The organism is Jeotgalicoccus meleagridis (genome assembly GCF_903994045.1).
Taxonomy (GTDB): domain Bacteria; phylum Bacillota; class Bacilli; order Staphylococcales; family Salinicoccaceae; genus Jeotgalicoccus; species Jeotgalicoccus meleagridis.
On record NZ_CAJEWD010000006.1, the window covers coordinates 1 to 13,941 of the forward strand.

Below are 13,941 nucleotides of genomic sequence, written 5' to 3' on the forward strand. Positions count from 1 at the left end.
GCCAGGATCAAACTCTCCATGATTGGAAAACTTGTCTAAGCTCTCGTGTGATAATTCAATATCACTGTTTTGCGTTTGTCTTGTGCGCCTCAAGTAACTTCTTAAAGAAGTCTGTTTTTATCGGAATTAAACGTTGACATATTGTCATTCAGTTTTCAATGTTCTGTTGAAACTTTATTTCGTATTACTGTTATTACTATACACTATGCTTTTTAAAAATGCAAGTGTTTATTTAACATTTTTTAATATTTTTTAACACGTCTGTAATGGTAAGTCCGATTACATTATGTTAGGCGCTCTTGAAACAAGCGACTTTTATATAATACCAAGCATTTCATTTTCCGTCAACACTTTTTGTAAAGATTTTTAAAATTAATTTTACAATGCATAAACGTTTTGAAAGTGTTTAGTTCTATAAAATGAATACTTGATATATACTATCATATTTCATTAATAAAGTATAGAATAATTTTAGAGGTGACATATATGAGAAAACCCGGCAATAAAATAATGCGTATACGTGGTTGGGCTCTTGCTATGGTATTCATTGGTATGGCAGTCATGTATCTCGGTATCTTCTTTCGAGAAACTCCATGGGCTATGTTAATATTCCTTATATTAGGAACAATTCCTATCCTAATTAGTTTCGTTATTTACTTCTGGGTAGGAATGATTAGTGCTAGAACTGTTACTGTCCAATGTCCCAACTGTGAAAAATATACTAAAATTCTAGGTAGAGTTGACTATTGTCAGCATTGTAAAGAACCTTTGACTTTAGATAAAGAGCTTGAGGGAGAGGAATTTTCACTCGACTACAATGTTAAACATCGCCGAGAGAAGAAAATAGCAGAATTAAAAGAAGATCAGAAAGAGAAATAAAAAGGATTCGCACATCTGTGCGAATCCTTTTTAATTGAAATCCATCTAAGTTTTTATAATTCCTCTATTATATAGTAGAAACTATTTTTCTTTTTGACATTCTGGGCATACACCATAGATTTCTAACCGGTGATGACTAACTTCGTAATCCGTAACTAATCCTGCTAAATGCTCAACTTCTTCTAGAGCGGGATATTGAAAATCTGTGATCTTTCCGCATTCACTACAAATGATATGATAATGTGGCACAGAATTAAAATCAAAGCGACTTGAAGCATCCCCATAAGTTAATTCTTTAACAAGACCAGTCTGCTTAAATAATTTTAAATTATTGTAAACTGTCGCAACGCTCATGTTTGGGAAGTCGCTAGACAGTGATTGAAATATATCATCAGCAGTAGGATGCACTTCACTCTCAACCAAATAATTGAGCACAGCTTTACGCTGCGGAGTAATTCTCACGCCAGTCTTCTTAAGCGTTTCGAGCGACTCACTGAATAGGTCATGATGATCATCTACCATCTTCATATGACTGATCCTTCCTTCTATATTTTTATACTAATATTAATATTGTACTTGCAAATAGAAAAGATTGTCAAATTAATCTTTTAGTAACCCTTGTTATAGTCAATTAAATTGATCAGTTCGGTTGAAGTTTTAAATATTCCCAAATTCTCTTTAAAGATATCAAAGGCTCTATATAAGTACATATCAGTCTTAGCAGAACAATGTGGAGTAATTGTAAGATTGTCAAAATCATAGAATGGACTATCACTCGGAAGTGGTTCTTCATTAAATACATCGCTCATCACATGTGCAATATATTTTTCTGTTAATATTTCCTTCAAAGTATCATCAGTCATAATATCTCCTCTACCGATATTGATGAAGATAGCATTACTTTTCATCACTTTAAAAATATCTGCTGTTAAGAGATTTTTCGTCTTGTTAGTAGATGGTAAGATATTGACTAAAATATCAGCGGTCACTACTTTCTCATTTAATTCATTCATACTATGAACAAGATCGAAGCCTTCAATACTTCGGCCATTAGTATTATAACCCACCGTTTTAACACCTAGAACTTGTAATACCTCTGCAAGTCTACTTCCAATATTGCCAGTCCCTAAAATATGTGCTTCTTTACCATATAATTCTTCTGATTTTGAGTAATTAATCCACTCGCGATTTTCCTGAGCTCTGTTTAAATACGAAAGATTTTTATAGTAATCTAAAATGTATCCTAAGGCAAACTCAGACATTGGAACTTTATGAATGCCAGAAGAATTTGTGACTAAAGCTTCATTAAAGAATTCTTCAGGTATCTCATCGACACCAGCACTCATCACATGCAACCATTTCAAATTGGGAAAAGCGTCCGCTTCTCCATCTTTTAAATCCCCACCGTAAGTAACAAAAATCTCAGTATTAATCTTATCGTCATCAGTTAGTTCGTCTTTTTTCTTAAAAGTATATTCGTGAGACTCTGTTAACTCTTCGACCATGTCATCTTTTAATCTTACTGTCGATGTTATCTTCATATCTTAACCCTCTTTTAAGAAGCTTTTTAGATCATCCGCATGTTCTTTGGCATTGACTTGGTCAAAACGTTTAAGAATATTAGAATCTTTATCTACAACAAAAGTTGTTCTACTTATACCCATAAATTCTTTACCAAATGCTTTTTTAAGACCATAAATACCTAGTTCTTCTGATAGTTTAAAATCTTCATCCACTAAAAGATCGAAGTTTAAATTGTTTTTTTCGATAAAGTTCTTATGTTTTGTTTTACTATCACCGCTGACTCCGTATACTGTCACACCTAAGTCATTTAATTCAGACATATTGTCTCTTAAATCACACGCTTGAGTGGTACACCCTGGTGTATTATCTTTAGGATAAAAATAAATTACTGTTGTTGATGTTAATGAATCATTAGTGATGACTTCCCCGTCTTGATTCTCTAATTCAAATTTAGGAAATTTCTCCATTTATAATCATTCCTTCATATATTTATTGTCTTACTATTTAATTACCCTCTATAACATTAACTTTAAACCATTCTTGCAACTTAAACAAATAGCCGAATTATGTTATTATATTGAATGAATAAATCTGATGTAAAGTAAGGATGACAATATGTATAAACATACTAAATCTCAACAGTTAAAAGCACAATCCGAAGCCGTAATACTCGGAGGTGTCAATTCTCCATCAAGATCTTATAAAGCCGTTGGTGGTGGTGCTCCCCTTGTAATGGAAAGAGCTGAGGGGGCATATTTTTATGATGTTGATGGCAATAAATATATCGACTATCTAGCGGCTTATGGTCCAATTATTACAGGTCATGCTCACCCTAGAATTCATGAAGCAATCACCGAGCAATCTAGTAAAGGGATTCTTTATGGAACTGGAACAACCTTAGAAATTGATTTTGCTAAAAAGTTAAAAGCTGCAATTCCAAGTTTAGACCGTGTTCGTTTTGTCAACTCTGGGACTGAAGCAGTGATGACAACTATTAGGGTTGCACGCGCCTACACTGGCCGTAACAAAATTATTAAATTTGAGGGCTGTTACCATGGTCACTCTGACCTTGTCTTAGTTGCAGCAGGAAGTGGACCTTCTCAACTAGGTACACCTGATTCTGCAGGGGTTCCAACAGGAGTTGCCGAAGATGTTATCACTGTTCCTTTTAATAATATCGATGACTTTAAAACTGCAATCGAGCACTTTGGTGATGAAATTGCTGGTGTTTTAGTTGAGCCAATTGTTGGTAACTTCGGTATAGTTGAAGCAGAAGATGGCTTTTTACAAGCTGTTAATGATATTGCTCATGATAATGGATCACTCGTTATTTACGATGAAGTTATTACTGCCTTCCGTTTCTCATACGGTTCAGCTACTAATCTCGTCGGTGTGACTCCCGATTTAATTGCAATGGGTAAAATTATCGGTGGCGGTACGCCAATCGGTGCTTACGGTGGACGCTTAGATATCATGGAAAAAGTTGCACCACTTGGAGCTGCCTATCAAGCTGGTACTATGGCAGGTAATCCTTTATCTATGGCAGCAGGGATCGCTTGTTTAGAAGTACTTGAAAAGCCTGGTGTCTATGAAGAACTAGACCGTTTGGGTGAGAAGTTAGAAGAAGGATTATTACACTTAATAGAAAAGTATCAAGTTAAAGCTACAATTAATAGATTAGTTGGTGCCCTGACAATTTACTTTACAGATGAAAAAGTGAAAAATTATAAGCAAGCTGAAAATAGTGATGGTGAAGTATTCGCTAAATTCTTCAGAGGTTTGATTAGCCGTGGTATCAATATCGCACCATCAAAATATGAAGCTTGGTTCTTAACGACTGAACATACCGACAAAGATATAGAAGATACTCTCCAAATAGTAGAAGAAGTATTCAAAAATGACCTTTAGGAGTTGGTACCATGCGATTTGGTGCTAGAGTTTTAAAAACAGGTATTGCTGTCGTACTAACATTTTTTCTTGCAAATTATATTGGCTTAACACCGGCACTTATTGCCGGTATTGCCTCTGTTAACGCCTTACAACCTAACGTTTATCGTTCACTAGAAACGACTTGGAACCAATTTAGAGGGAATACAATCGGGGCTATCTCCGCTATTATAATGGTTCTTTTGTTCGGTAGTAACACTTTGATTATCGGTCTAACAGTCATTCTAGTTTTAGCAATGCTGTTATTTTTTAATTTACAGAGTGTATCCACTCTAGGCGTAATCACAGTTGTCGCTATCATGGATGTACCTATAGGTGAAGAAATGGGAACGGGAGATTTCTTAACTGTTGCTGCGACACGTTTCTCACTTGTTATGATTGGTGTCTTAGTATCTCTCCTTGTAAATTTAGTCTTTATTCCACCACGTTATGAAACCAAGATGTATCATAATTGTTTTAATATTACTAATGATATTTTTAAATGGGTCCGTCTAGAATTCAATGCAGTGAGTGAATCACAAGTTGTAAAAAAAGACCTTGCTCAATTACAAACAAGAGTTACTAAGTTAGAGACAATGTATTCATGGTATAAGGAAGAGCGTAACATTTTTAAAAAGCAGAGCTTTCAAAATTATCGTCAAAAAGTACTGTTTAAGCATTTAATTGCCTCAACAAGACAAGCTTATAATTTTTTAAATCGACTGAACAGACATGAAAACGACTATTATCATTTAGATGAAGATTTAAAAAACCACATGAGATTAGAAATGGATGAACTCATGGCTTACCACGAACAAGTTTTCATGAAGTTTACAGAAAAGATTAAACCAGAGACTTCTGAAATCTACATTGAAACTACACATCAATACGATGATAGTTTAATGTCTCACTTCTTACAAAATTACTCTCGCTTAACTAATGAAAACGATAAAATTCAATACGAAAATATTTTAGAGGTTATTACAAGCCTCCATGAGTATTCACGATCCGTTGAACGTGTTGACCGCTTAACAAACAGTTTCTTCTCTTATCACAATGATGAGAATAAGATTGATATCCAAGATGAAACTTTAGATATATAAAAAAACGCAATCTATAAACGAAGTGTATCCCTTAACTTTAAAAAAGGATTTCACTCATTATAGATTGCGTTTTTTACTTTTAACTTATTTCCAACCGTTATCAGCGACTGGCTTGCCCTTAAACTTACTAACATGAGGATTACCTGACACTATAAAGCGATATAAATAATCTACCGCTTCTTCTTTATTATCAATGCCGATTCTAGGAGTTTCCGCAATTGTATCAGGTGTTTTACCTGGCATTATACATAAGGTGTCACCATTGATTTTTAAACCATTATGCAAATTCCTTTGAATTCCTAGAGCTTTTGTAAGTTTCCCAGGTCCATCTGTTAAATGATCAGTTCTTCCCCGTCTTTTTTCCATAACTTCTATTCCTCTAGACGGTTCTATACCACGAATTAAAACTCCTTCAGGTCTATCCACTGTCGTCACAAAGTTCATGCAACTATGACCATGCATAGTATAAACATAAATATGGCCATAAGGTTCGAACATCATATCGTTTTTCTTAGTCACCTTACCTGAAAAAGTATGAGCTGCCTTATCCTCTAAACCTAGATAAGCTTCTACTTCTGTAATATAACCACCGGTTTCTTCTCCATCAATATAAGTAACGATCTCTTTACCGAGTAAATATTTTGCAGCTGATAAAGTATCATCACTTAAGAAATCGAGTTCTAATAGTTTCATATCACACCTACAATCCCTGTATGTCATACAGATTTCTGTACACACCATCTTTAATCATCAAGTCACTATGACTTCCCGTTTCTACTATCTCACCATTTTCAATCACAACAATCTTATCTGCGTGAGTCACTGTTGATAGTCGATGCGCAACAATTAAAGTCGTTCTATCGCTCGATAGTTCTTCGATAGTTTCCTGAATGATTGCTTCACTTTCTAAATCAAGTGCAGATGTTGCTTCATCTAAAATTAAGATTGGTGGATTTTTTAAGAAGACACGCGCGATTGCAATTCTTTGTTTTTGCCCACCTGAGAGCTTCACTCCACGCTCTCCAACAGTAGTTTCATATCCATCTTCTAAGTTCATTATAAAATCATGAGCATTGGCACGCTTCGCTGCTAAGATGACTTCATCTTCAGTAGCTCCTGGTTTTGCTAACATAATATTTTCTTTAATAGAATCCGAAAATAATATGTTATCCTGCATAACAATACCAAGCTTATCTCTTAATGAACGTACTGTGACATCTCTGACATCCTTACCATCAATCTTAATACTGCCACTTGTCACATCGTAAAATCTAGGTATTAAAGAGACTAGTGTCGATTTTCCTCCTCCACTCATCCCAACAAAAGCAACAGTTTCACCGACATTTATATCTAAGTTAATATTATTTAATATTTTATGGTCATTTTCGCTGTATTGAAACTCTACGTCTTCTAAGCGTATATGTCCTTCAACATAACCAATCTCTTTTGCACCAGGCTCATCCTTAACATCATAAGGTACATCAAATAAATGGAATACCCTGTCCATTGAAGCCACACTTTGTGTCAGTGCTGTCGATGATGATACTAAACGTCTCAGTGGACCGTATAGTCTTTCTAAGTAAGCGACGAAAGCTGCTAAGACACCGACTGAAATATTATCATTCAGTACTAAGAAAGTACCATACCCCACAACAATCAGTGGTCCAATATCTGTAATCGTATTAACCACCATGAAACTGTAGGCTGTCCAACGTGAGTGGTCTAAGGCTTTAGTTAAAAAGTTGTTGTTTGTTTTATCGAATCTTTCTTCTTCATGATCCTCAATCGCAAAACTTTTTACTACGTTAATACCCTGGACTCTTTCATGTAAGAAACCTTGAACTTCGGCAAGTGCCTGTGAACGATTTCTAGTTTTTCTTCTCAGTCTGCCAAAGAAGAACCAAACTCCAAAAATATAAATTGGGAAAATAACTATAGAAGCTAGAGTTAGCTGAACATCGAGGTTAAACATGATAACCAAGGCAATAATGATCGTTACTAAGTCCAACCAGACATTCATCAGTCCGGTCATGATAAAATCCTTAGTCTGCTCAACATCATTAATGACCCGGGAGATAACCTCTCCTACCTTGTTATTAGCATAAAATTTAGCACTCAACATTTGCAAATGGCCGTATAGTTTCTTTCTAATATCGTATAATATTTTATTACTAGTGCGCTGTGCCAAATATTGGCGTAAGTATTCAACAGGTGGTCTTAACACCACAAAAATTAGACCAAATATGATGAGTACTTGAATTAACATAGAAATTCTTTCATCATATGGTATGCCATCAGCCAGTATAATATCATCGATAGCATATGCCACAAATAAAGGAATCAATAAGGGAATTCCAAATTTTAAAATTCCTATTAATATGGTTAATGCAATAATACCGTAATAAGGTTTAACAAATTGCATATACCTTCTAATCATCTAATTACCTCCATAAGATAGTAAAACCAATCAGCTATCACCGATTGGTTAGTGTTCATTATTAAATCTTTGTTGCCAAACCTTAATAAAATCTGGAGCAAAAGGTCCTTTTTTTCTTTCAATCCACTGTTGTAGCTCATCGACGTTATGCCTTAGAATTTTGTCTATGTCATTTGAATAATTCATGCGATTGCGATGTAATTTATACTCATCTTCATCCAAGAGATGATATTTACCATCAGGATATACTTTAATATCTAAATCATAGTCGATGTATTTGATCGCTTCTTCATCGGCAACATAGGGTGAGGACAAATTACAATAGTAATATACCCCATCTTCTCTAAACATACAGATGACATTGAACCAAAATTCCTTATGGAAATAAACGATAGCTGGTTCACGAGTCACCCATTTCCGCCCATCACTTTCTGTGACAAGGGTTCGGTTATTACCTCCGATGACGACGTGGTCAGTACCTTTTAATATCGTCGTTTCACTCCAAACGCGGTGGATGCTCCCATCATGCTTATAGCTTTGAATCCTCATTTTCGACCCTTCAACTGGGATGGATTCTTGCACCATAATACTGCCACCACCTTTTATATTTACGTAAATAGTATAGCATAGCAGAATACTATTGAAAAATTTATGAACCCTTTATAAACCATCTATCATCTTGAACATTTTTTGCATGGCGACACTCATCGGTAAGTCACGAACTTTATCGAGCGAGATAAAGTTTTCATGTTGATCTGTTGTACGAACGACATAGCCTTCCATAAACCAAATCTTGTGTGTGAAAACATGTTTATGTTCACCGATTGCATCTGATGGCTGACTCAAAGATAGGCCGTACTTTTCTTCAATTGATTCAAGTGATGTATCAACATCAAAACGCGGTAATTCATACATTCCTTTTAATAAATCACCTTCTTGTTTAAAGAGTAGAACTTCATTTTTATCGTTTAAAATAAAGAATACATTGTAATAGTACTCTGCTTTTTTCTTAGCTTTTTTCTTAACAGGATAGTTCATCACTTCCCCCTTTTTAAATGCTTCACAATGTTCCCTAACAGGACACACTACACATTTAGGGGTGCGCGGCGTACAGATTGTTGCACCGAGTTCCATTAAAGCTTGATTGAAATCACCCGCTTCTAATGGCATATCACTTTCGATAAAGTTTTTAATATCTTTTTGAACACTGACTTTAGTCGTATCTCTATTATCACGATTTAAACGAGTCATAACCCTTAATACATTACCATCGACTGCTGCCAACTGGTTGTTAAATGCAATACTTTGTACCGCTCCACCAATGTATGGTCCTACACCTTTTAAGGAAAAGAATTCTTCTGGTTTACTCGGAACTTTCGAATCATATTTTTCTTGAACTTCTTTTACAGCATGATGAAAATTTCTTATTCTATTGTAATAACCAAGACCTTCCCAGTCCTTTAAAAGTGCTTCTTCATCAGCATTTGCAAGCGCATCTAGGTCCTTATATTTTGTTATAAATTTCTCGAAATAGGGTATAACAGTAATAACTTGAGTTTGTTGTAACATGACTTCACTTAGCCAAATTTTAAATGGATCGCTAGTTTCTCTCCATGGTAATTGTCTTTTGTTTGCCTGATACCAATTTAGTAATGTATCATTAAATTTTGTCCTTTTAAACATGAAAACATCCTTACTTATTATAATAAACGTTCATCATTCGATAGGAAGTGGAAACATGGATACCTTAACACACACTTTAATGGGTGGAACCATCGTAGGTCTAGCTCACCTTGATCCGAGTATTGAACCAGTCTCGGCAGGTTTCATTACAGTGGCAGTCGGTGCATCCTTGATACCCGATATAGATACAGTAATGAAACTTAAAAATAATGCTGTTTACATTAAACATCACAGAGGTATTACACACTCATTGCCATTTACTTTTATTATCTGGCCACTCCTAATCGCGACACTTAGTCATTTTATTTTTAATTTGCCTTTTATAAATATGTATTTTTGGTCCTTATTTGCAGTCTTCCTGCATGTTTTTTCCGATATCTTTAATGCTTATGGCACACAAGCCTTGAGGCCATTTAACCATAAGTGGATTCAACTGGGTTATATAAATACCATCGATATTCCAATTATCGTCATGCATATATTGTACTTTATCTTATGGTTTGTAGGCTTCGATCCAGTCAAGCTGTTTATACTGTTATACGCAGTAATAATCATCTACTATATTAGCAGATTTATATATCAAAAATACTTAATCACAAAAATTGTTAAACAACTACCAAATGATGATATTAGCAGAGTCTTTGTCATGCCTACTATAAGATATAATGAATGGCGTGTCGTTGTTGTTGCCGAAGAGTACTACTATGTTGGGCGTACTTTTAAAGGCCAAATTGTTTTTTATGACCGCTTTGAAAAAATTAGACCTTTAGAAGGCGAATTATACGAAGCAGTCAAAGATGATGAAAACTTCAAGTCCTTTACTTTCTTTTCTTCAATTTACAGATATGAAGTTAAGGACATTGATAGTAACACTATAGAGGTAAGATATATTGATTTAAGATATCTTAAAGATGGCCATTATCCTTTTGTCTGTATTATGCTCTTAGACAAGGATGACTACGATGTCCAATCAAGTTATACAGGTTGGGTCTTTACGGAAAGTAAATTACAAGAAAAAATCACTTAAAAAGACAGCATGCCTAACTTTTCGGCATGCTGTCTTTATTGTTGTATAACTGAATCTTCATCTTGTTATATGCTTCAAACATCCATAAATATAAAATAAAGACTTGCGTAAAGTACAGTACATCGTATGGCAGTCTGTTCAAGGACCAAGCCTGACTAATTGTATTGTTTTGAATGCCGTTAATAACATAGTAAAAAGGATTTAAACTCAGTAAATTTAAGAGCCAGCCTGGTAATTGCTCAGGTAGATAAAATATTGGCACTACAATTAGCACAATAGCAAATAGTAAAATATTAATCTTGTTTGTATTCAAGCGCATTGAAACACCTAAAAACAGCATAGTAAATGGAATAGTAAGTATTAGCCCTAGCGAAATGTAATAGATGAAAGTATAAATATTTAATAACCAATCATCTACGAATAAACCTGTCACAGCACTATACAGCGTGAGAAATATAATAAAGATAATCGTCTGATAAATCATAGCAGGTAATATTCTTAAGTAGAGCGGAATATAATTCACCTTTAAAATAGAGTCCTTTACATACGCATCGTTCTTATTTAAAATTACCATGCTAAATATCCAGACCGTTGCCATAAAGCCTGTCAGACTGTACAACAGACGTATCATTGTTGGTTCTTCAAGTGATAAAAAGCCGATAATCAAAACAAGTAATCCGACAATATATATTAATAAGGGTGATAGATTGTACAGAGTAAATCTATCAGCTTGTCGGAAGACTCTTCTTAACAAGTATTTAAATCTATAGTCCATGTCCGACACCTACCTCATCATATAATTCCATTTATTTGCTTGACTATCATATATCATGAATCCACCATCAACTCTAAAAATAGTCACATCGCTTGAAAGCTTTTTATCTTCTACAATACTATTATTTTCGATACCATCAAATTCCATAGAAAATACTGTATTGCCACGGAAATGATATGTAATTGGAATGCCGGCCACTTTGCCCTGGTATTCATCAAGACTGTCGAAAGTAATGTTTTGCTCTAAAAACTCACGGTCTCCATTTAAGTAATTAGAATAGAACAGATAGTTATTTTGAATGACAGGATCTGTATATTGTAAGAGATCCATAAAATCACCTTCAGTATAAAGACTAGCAGGGTTAAAGTATATGACTTCATCGCGTCCTACTGTTTCCTTCTGATCTTTATTCTGTATTGTATAGGTGTCCTCTGTTGAAGATACGACCTCAACTAGAGTATATGGTGGTAACTCTTCTCCACCGATGGTTAGCCCGTCTCGATCACTAAAAGCATATGCTAGTCTTTCAGAGTCACTGACGTCTTCAAATTGGTTCTCTTCTGTAAAAGTGGGTTCTTCCTTGATAAAAGTAATATTCATAAAAATGACTAAAATCGCAACCAACATTATAAAAACTAAAACCATAGTCACAATAATTTTTTGGATATTCACATTATCTAAGATGGAGGCCTGCTTTCTGCCTAACCTCTTATATTGATCGCTAAAATCACCATCTTCAAAAATACGACGCTTCCACTCTAAATCAAATAAAGCTTCTTCGTCTACATTTTTTATCTTACTTTTATCTTTTAAGTATTTGCTGTATATTTCAACACCGCGTTCGACACTGCCTTCAAAGCGAATTTGACCATAACTCACCCATGTAAAGTAGTTTGCCATCTTTTCAATTGCTTCTATAGAACTTTCTAAGAGCAGCACACCACGACCATTTTTTTCATGTTCATTTACGACACTTTGAAATTTCTCTGGATCATCTAAATCCTGATAAAAATCATTGTAAATGATGACATTAACATTTACGTGAGAAGATATTTCCAAAAGTATATGTGCAAGTTGTTTTCGACTTAAATCTTTAACTGCTTTTTTTAAATTATTTCTGATTATCGCTTTACTAAGCAGCTTATCAATCACTACTGTATATTCTTTACCGCCGAGGTATTCCTCAAACATTTCTTCTATAAACAGACCAAGTTCAAAATGATTATGAGTATGATCATTGACATCCAAACTTAGGACACTGGTGTATCTAGTTATCTTACCTTTACTTGGATTGAGCGTTCCTGTTAATACTTCTTTTATATAAAATAGAGTCTCTTTTTCTGAAAGAAGGCCGAGCACTTCACCCGAGTAGAGGTGAATATTAAGATCTTTTAAATAGATCGTTCCCGCATTGCCAAGCATGCGTTTTTTAAAATCTCCAGCTTCTTTACTATAGGATATGTCTAAGCCTTTAAGCAGTATATTATTCTTCATTAGCCAACCTTTTTAGGAAGTTGTAGTAAGCTAACAGGGATACCAGTCTCTTTTTCATCACCATTAACAAAAAAGCCCCAAGCAAAAATACCTTTAACATACTCAACTTTGAAGTAGTGATCCTCTTGGCTAATCACTTTATAGATCTTTCCTTTTTCGATTAATGACAAATCGATTAAATAACATTCAGCAATAAGTACTTGTCGCTCCAACACACGGTATTCATTTTCTATACCCATCATTTCCGCACGTCTCATCTTTTCACGTTTTGTCTGAATATAGTGATTTAATTCTTTTCTGGTCATTTGTCCAAGAGATTCATTCATCATCTATTCCGCCTAACTTTTCACTGATTTTATCATAAGAGTAACCTTTACTCATCATTGCTGCAATCATTTTCTGTTTGAGTTTAAGACCGCTTTCTCTTCTCTGATATTTATTATAATATTTTTCAAAATCTTTCTCAAAATAAGTATCTTCATCAAAGTCATCATCAAAAACTATTAGCTCTAGATGATGTTTTTGATAGCCTCTTGTAATCAACTTCTCTTTAAGTTTTTCTTTAAATTGCCTGTAAGAACCTCGATGAGACCTAAGAAATTTATCTTTCAATTTATTCATTCTGTCACTGTCAATCATATTATCCAGAACTTCACGCTCTTTTTCGATTAAATCATTACTAATTCCCTGTTTTTTTAATTCTCTAACAAGGTGCATTGGTCCTTTGTCACTTGTATTGAATACAGTGTTTCTAAAAGCCTCTGCATAGGCTTTATCATTCAAATAACCTTCATCTTGTAATCGATAAACTGTCTGACGAACCAACTTTTGTTCGTAATATTCACTTAAGTGTGTTTCCAGTTCTTTAACCGAGCGTAACTTATAGCTTATATATTTGAGTGCACTAGTGTATGCCCGGTCGTATTCTAGACTTTCCTTTAATGTTTCGAATTCATCTTCTGTTAGTTCTTTACCGGGAACAAGCAAATAACGTACAAGTGATTCCTCATGAACTTTTAAGCTTTGTCCGTCATCAAAATACACCTGATACATTTCTTTTTTTGATTTAACAATGCGTTTAATTTCCATTACA

The 13,941-nt window shown here is 34.5% G+C and carries 15 protein-coding genes; 4 read left to right on the plus strand and 11 right to left on the minus strand.

Annotation, left to right across the window (positions count from 1 at the left end):
* Positions 1-486 precede the first annotated feature (486 nt).
* On the plus strand, positions 487-879 hold the full coding sequence (locus tag JEOSCH030_RS03825; protein ID WP_185125301.1) for a DUF2614 family zinc ribbon-containing protein: 393 nt from the start codon (positions 487-489) through the stop codon (positions 877-879).
* Positions 880-960: 81 nt separating this feature from the next.
* Here JEOSCH030_RS03825 and perR read toward each other — a convergent pair whose 3' ends face one another.
* The 3 genes from perR to bcp form a co-directional block, all read right to left on the minus strand.
* Positions 961-1,407, minus strand: coding sequence for a peroxide-responsive transcriptional repressor PerR (gene perR / locus JEOSCH030_RS03830; protein ID WP_185125302.1), 447 nt, complete (start codon positions 1,405-1,407; stop codon positions 961-963).
* An 80-nt stretch (positions 1,408-1,487) separates the two neighbouring features.
* A complete protein-coding gene (locus JEOSCH030_RS03835) occupies positions 1,488-2,420 on the minus strand; it encodes a D-2-hydroxyacid dehydrogenase (protein ID WP_185125303.1) in 933 nt (310 codons plus the stop codon).
* Between the two features lie 3 nt (positions 2,421-2,423).
* Positions 2,424-2,870, minus strand: coding sequence for a thioredoxin-dependent thiol peroxidase (gene bcp / locus JEOSCH030_RS03840; RefSeq protein WP_185125304.1), 447 nt, complete (start codon positions 2,868-2,870; stop codon positions 2,424-2,426).
* Between the two features lie 148 nt (positions 2,871-3,018).
* Between bcp and JEOSCH030_RS03845 the strand changes: the two genes are divergently transcribed.
* On the plus strand, positions 3,019-4,311 hold the full coding sequence (locus JEOSCH030_RS03845) for a glutamate-1-semialdehyde 2,1-aminomutase (protein ID WP_185125305.1): 1,293 nt from the start codon (positions 3,019-3,021) through the stop codon (positions 4,309-4,311).
* A gap of 11 nt (positions 4,312-4,322) precedes the next feature.
* Positions 4,323-5,432: an FUSC family protein gene (locus tag JEOSCH030_RS03850; RefSeq protein WP_185125306.1), complete on the plus strand. Its 1,110-nt coding sequence runs from the start codon at positions 4,323-4,325 to the stop codon at positions 5,430-5,432.
* Positions 5,433-5,516: 84 nt separating this feature from the next.
* On the opposite strand, the gene JEOSCH030_RS03855 is transcribed toward JEOSCH030_RS03850, so the two are convergent.
* The 4 genes from JEOSCH030_RS03855 to mutY form a co-directional block, all read right to left on the minus strand.
* Complete coding sequence (locus tag JEOSCH030_RS03855; RefSeq protein ID WP_185125307.1) at positions 5,517-6,125, minus strand: DNA-3-methyladenine glycosylase; 609 nt, start codon at positions 6,123-6,125, stop codon at positions 5,517-5,519.
* A 7-nt stretch (positions 6,126-6,132) separates the two neighbouring features.
* Positions 6,133-7,869 carry an ABC transporter ATP-binding protein gene (locus JEOSCH030_RS03860; protein WP_185125308.1) on the minus strand — a complete coding sequence of 579 codons (1,737 nt, stop codon included), beginning with the start codon at positions 7,867-7,869 and terminating at the stop codon, positions 6,133-6,135.
* A gap of 48 nt (positions 7,870-7,917) precedes the next feature.
* Entirely contained in the window at positions 7,918-8,454 is a 537-nt protein-coding gene (gene ntdP, locus JEOSCH030_RS03865) for a nucleoside tri-diphosphate phosphatase (RefSeq protein ID WP_185125309.1), read from the minus strand.
* A 75-nt stretch (positions 8,455-8,529) separates the two neighbouring features.
* Positions 8,530-9,552: an A/G-specific adenine glycosylase gene (mutY, locus tag JEOSCH030_RS03870; RefSeq protein ID WP_185125310.1), complete on the minus strand. Its 1,023-nt coding sequence runs from the start codon at positions 9,550-9,552 to the stop codon at positions 8,530-8,532.
* 55 nt (positions 9,553-9,607) lie between these two features.
* On the opposite strand from mutY, the gene JEOSCH030_RS03875 reads away from it, so the two are divergent.
* Positions 9,608-10,579: a metal-dependent hydrolase gene (locus JEOSCH030_RS03875; RefSeq protein ID WP_185125311.1), complete on the plus strand. Its 972-nt coding sequence runs from the start codon at positions 9,608-9,610 to the stop codon at positions 10,577-10,579.
* 13 nt (positions 10,580-10,592) lie between these two features.
* Here the strand turns inward: JEOSCH030_RS03875 and JEOSCH030_RS03880 are convergent, their stop codons facing one another.
* Genes JEOSCH030_RS03880 through JEOSCH030_RS03895 form a run of 4 tightly spaced genes read right to left on the minus strand, consistent with a single transcriptional unit; the run spans position 10,593 to position 13,937 of the window.
* Positions 10,593-11,354 carry an ABC transporter G family protein gene (locus JEOSCH030_RS03880; protein ID WP_185125312.1) on the minus strand — a complete coding sequence of 254 codons (762 nt, stop codon included), beginning with the start codon at positions 11,352-11,354 and terminating at the stop codon, positions 10,593-10,595.
* A gap of 9 nt (positions 11,355-11,363) precedes the next feature.
* Complete coding sequence (locus JEOSCH030_RS03885) at positions 11,364-12,848, minus strand: P-loop NTPase family protein (protein ID WP_185125313.1); 1,485 nt, start codon at positions 12,846-12,848, stop codon at positions 11,364-11,366.
* Entirely contained in the window at positions 12,848-13,177 is a 330-nt protein-coding gene (locus tag JEOSCH030_RS03890) for a YfhH family protein (RefSeq protein ID WP_185125314.1), read from the minus strand. The genes JEOSCH030_RS03885 and JEOSCH030_RS03890 overlap by 1 nt, the downstream gene beginning before the upstream one ends.
* Positions 13,167-13,937, minus strand: a complete 771-nt coding sequence (locus JEOSCH030_RS03895) for a RecX family transcriptional regulator (RefSeq protein WP_185125315.1) — start codon at positions 13,935-13,937, stop codon at positions 13,167-13,169. The genes JEOSCH030_RS03890 and JEOSCH030_RS03895 overlap by 11 nt, the downstream gene beginning before the upstream one ends.
* Positions 13,938-13,941: the final 4 nt, after the last annotated feature.

Excerpts from the sequence above, each read along its gene's own strand:
- JEOSCH030_RS03890 (WP_185125314.1), bottom strand. The coding sequence starts at position 13,177 with ATGATGAATGAATCTCTTGGACAAATGACCAGAAAAGAATTAAATCAC.
- ntdP (WP_185125309.1), bottom strand. The coding sequence starts at position 8,454 with ATGGTGCAAGAATCCATCCCAGTTGAAGGGTCGAAAATGAGGATTCAA.
- JEOSCH030_RS03880 (WP_185125312.1), bottom strand. The coding sequence starts at position 11,354 with ATGGACTATAGATTTAAATACTTGTTAAGAAGAGTCTTCCGACAAGCT.
- JEOSCH030_RS03895 (WP_185125315.1), bottom strand. The coding sequence starts at position 13,937 with ATGGAAATTAAACGCATTGTTAAATCAAAAAAAGAAATGTATCAGGTG.
- JEOSCH030_RS03855 (WP_185125307.1), bottom strand. The coding sequence starts at position 6,125 with ATGAAACTATTAGAACTCGATTTCTTAAGTGATGATACTTTATCAGCT.
- bcp (WP_185125304.1), bottom strand. The coding sequence starts at position 2,870 with ATGGAGAAATTTCCTAAATTTGAATTAGAGAATCAAGACGGGGAAGTC.
- JEOSCH030_RS03875 (WP_185125311.1), top strand. The coding sequence starts at position 9,608 with ATGGATACCTTAACACACACTTTAATGGGTGGAACCATCGTAGGTCTA.
- JEOSCH030_RS03850 (WP_185125306.1), top strand. The coding sequence starts at position 4,323 with ATGCGATTTGGTGCTAGAGTTTTAAAAACAGGTATTGCTGTCGTACTA.
- JEOSCH030_RS03860 (WP_185125308.1), bottom strand. The coding sequence starts at position 7,869 with ATGATTAGAAGGTATATGCAATTTGTTAAACCTTATTACGGTATTATT.
- JEOSCH030_RS03845 (WP_185125305.1), top strand. The coding sequence starts at position 3,019 with ATGTATAAACATACTAAATCTCAACAGTTAAAAGCACAATCCGAAGCC.
- JEOSCH030_RS03825 (WP_185125301.1), top strand. The coding sequence starts at position 487 with ATGAGAAAACCCGGCAATAAAATAATGCGTATACGTGGTTGGGCTCTT.
- perR (WP_185125302.1), bottom strand. The coding sequence starts at position 1,407 with ATGAAGATGGTAGATGATCATCATGACCTATTCAGTGAGTCGCTCGAA.
- mutY (WP_185125310.1), bottom strand. The coding sequence starts at position 9,552 with ATGTTTAAAAGGACAAAATTTAATGATACATTACTAAATTGGTATCAG.
- JEOSCH030_RS03835 (WP_185125303.1), bottom strand. The coding sequence starts at position 2,420 with ATGAAGATAACATCGACAGTAAGATTAAAAGATGACATGGTCGAAGAG.
- JEOSCH030_RS03885 (WP_185125313.1), bottom strand. The coding sequence starts at position 12,848 with ATGAAGAATAATATACTGCTTAAAGGCTTAGACATATCCTATAGTAAA.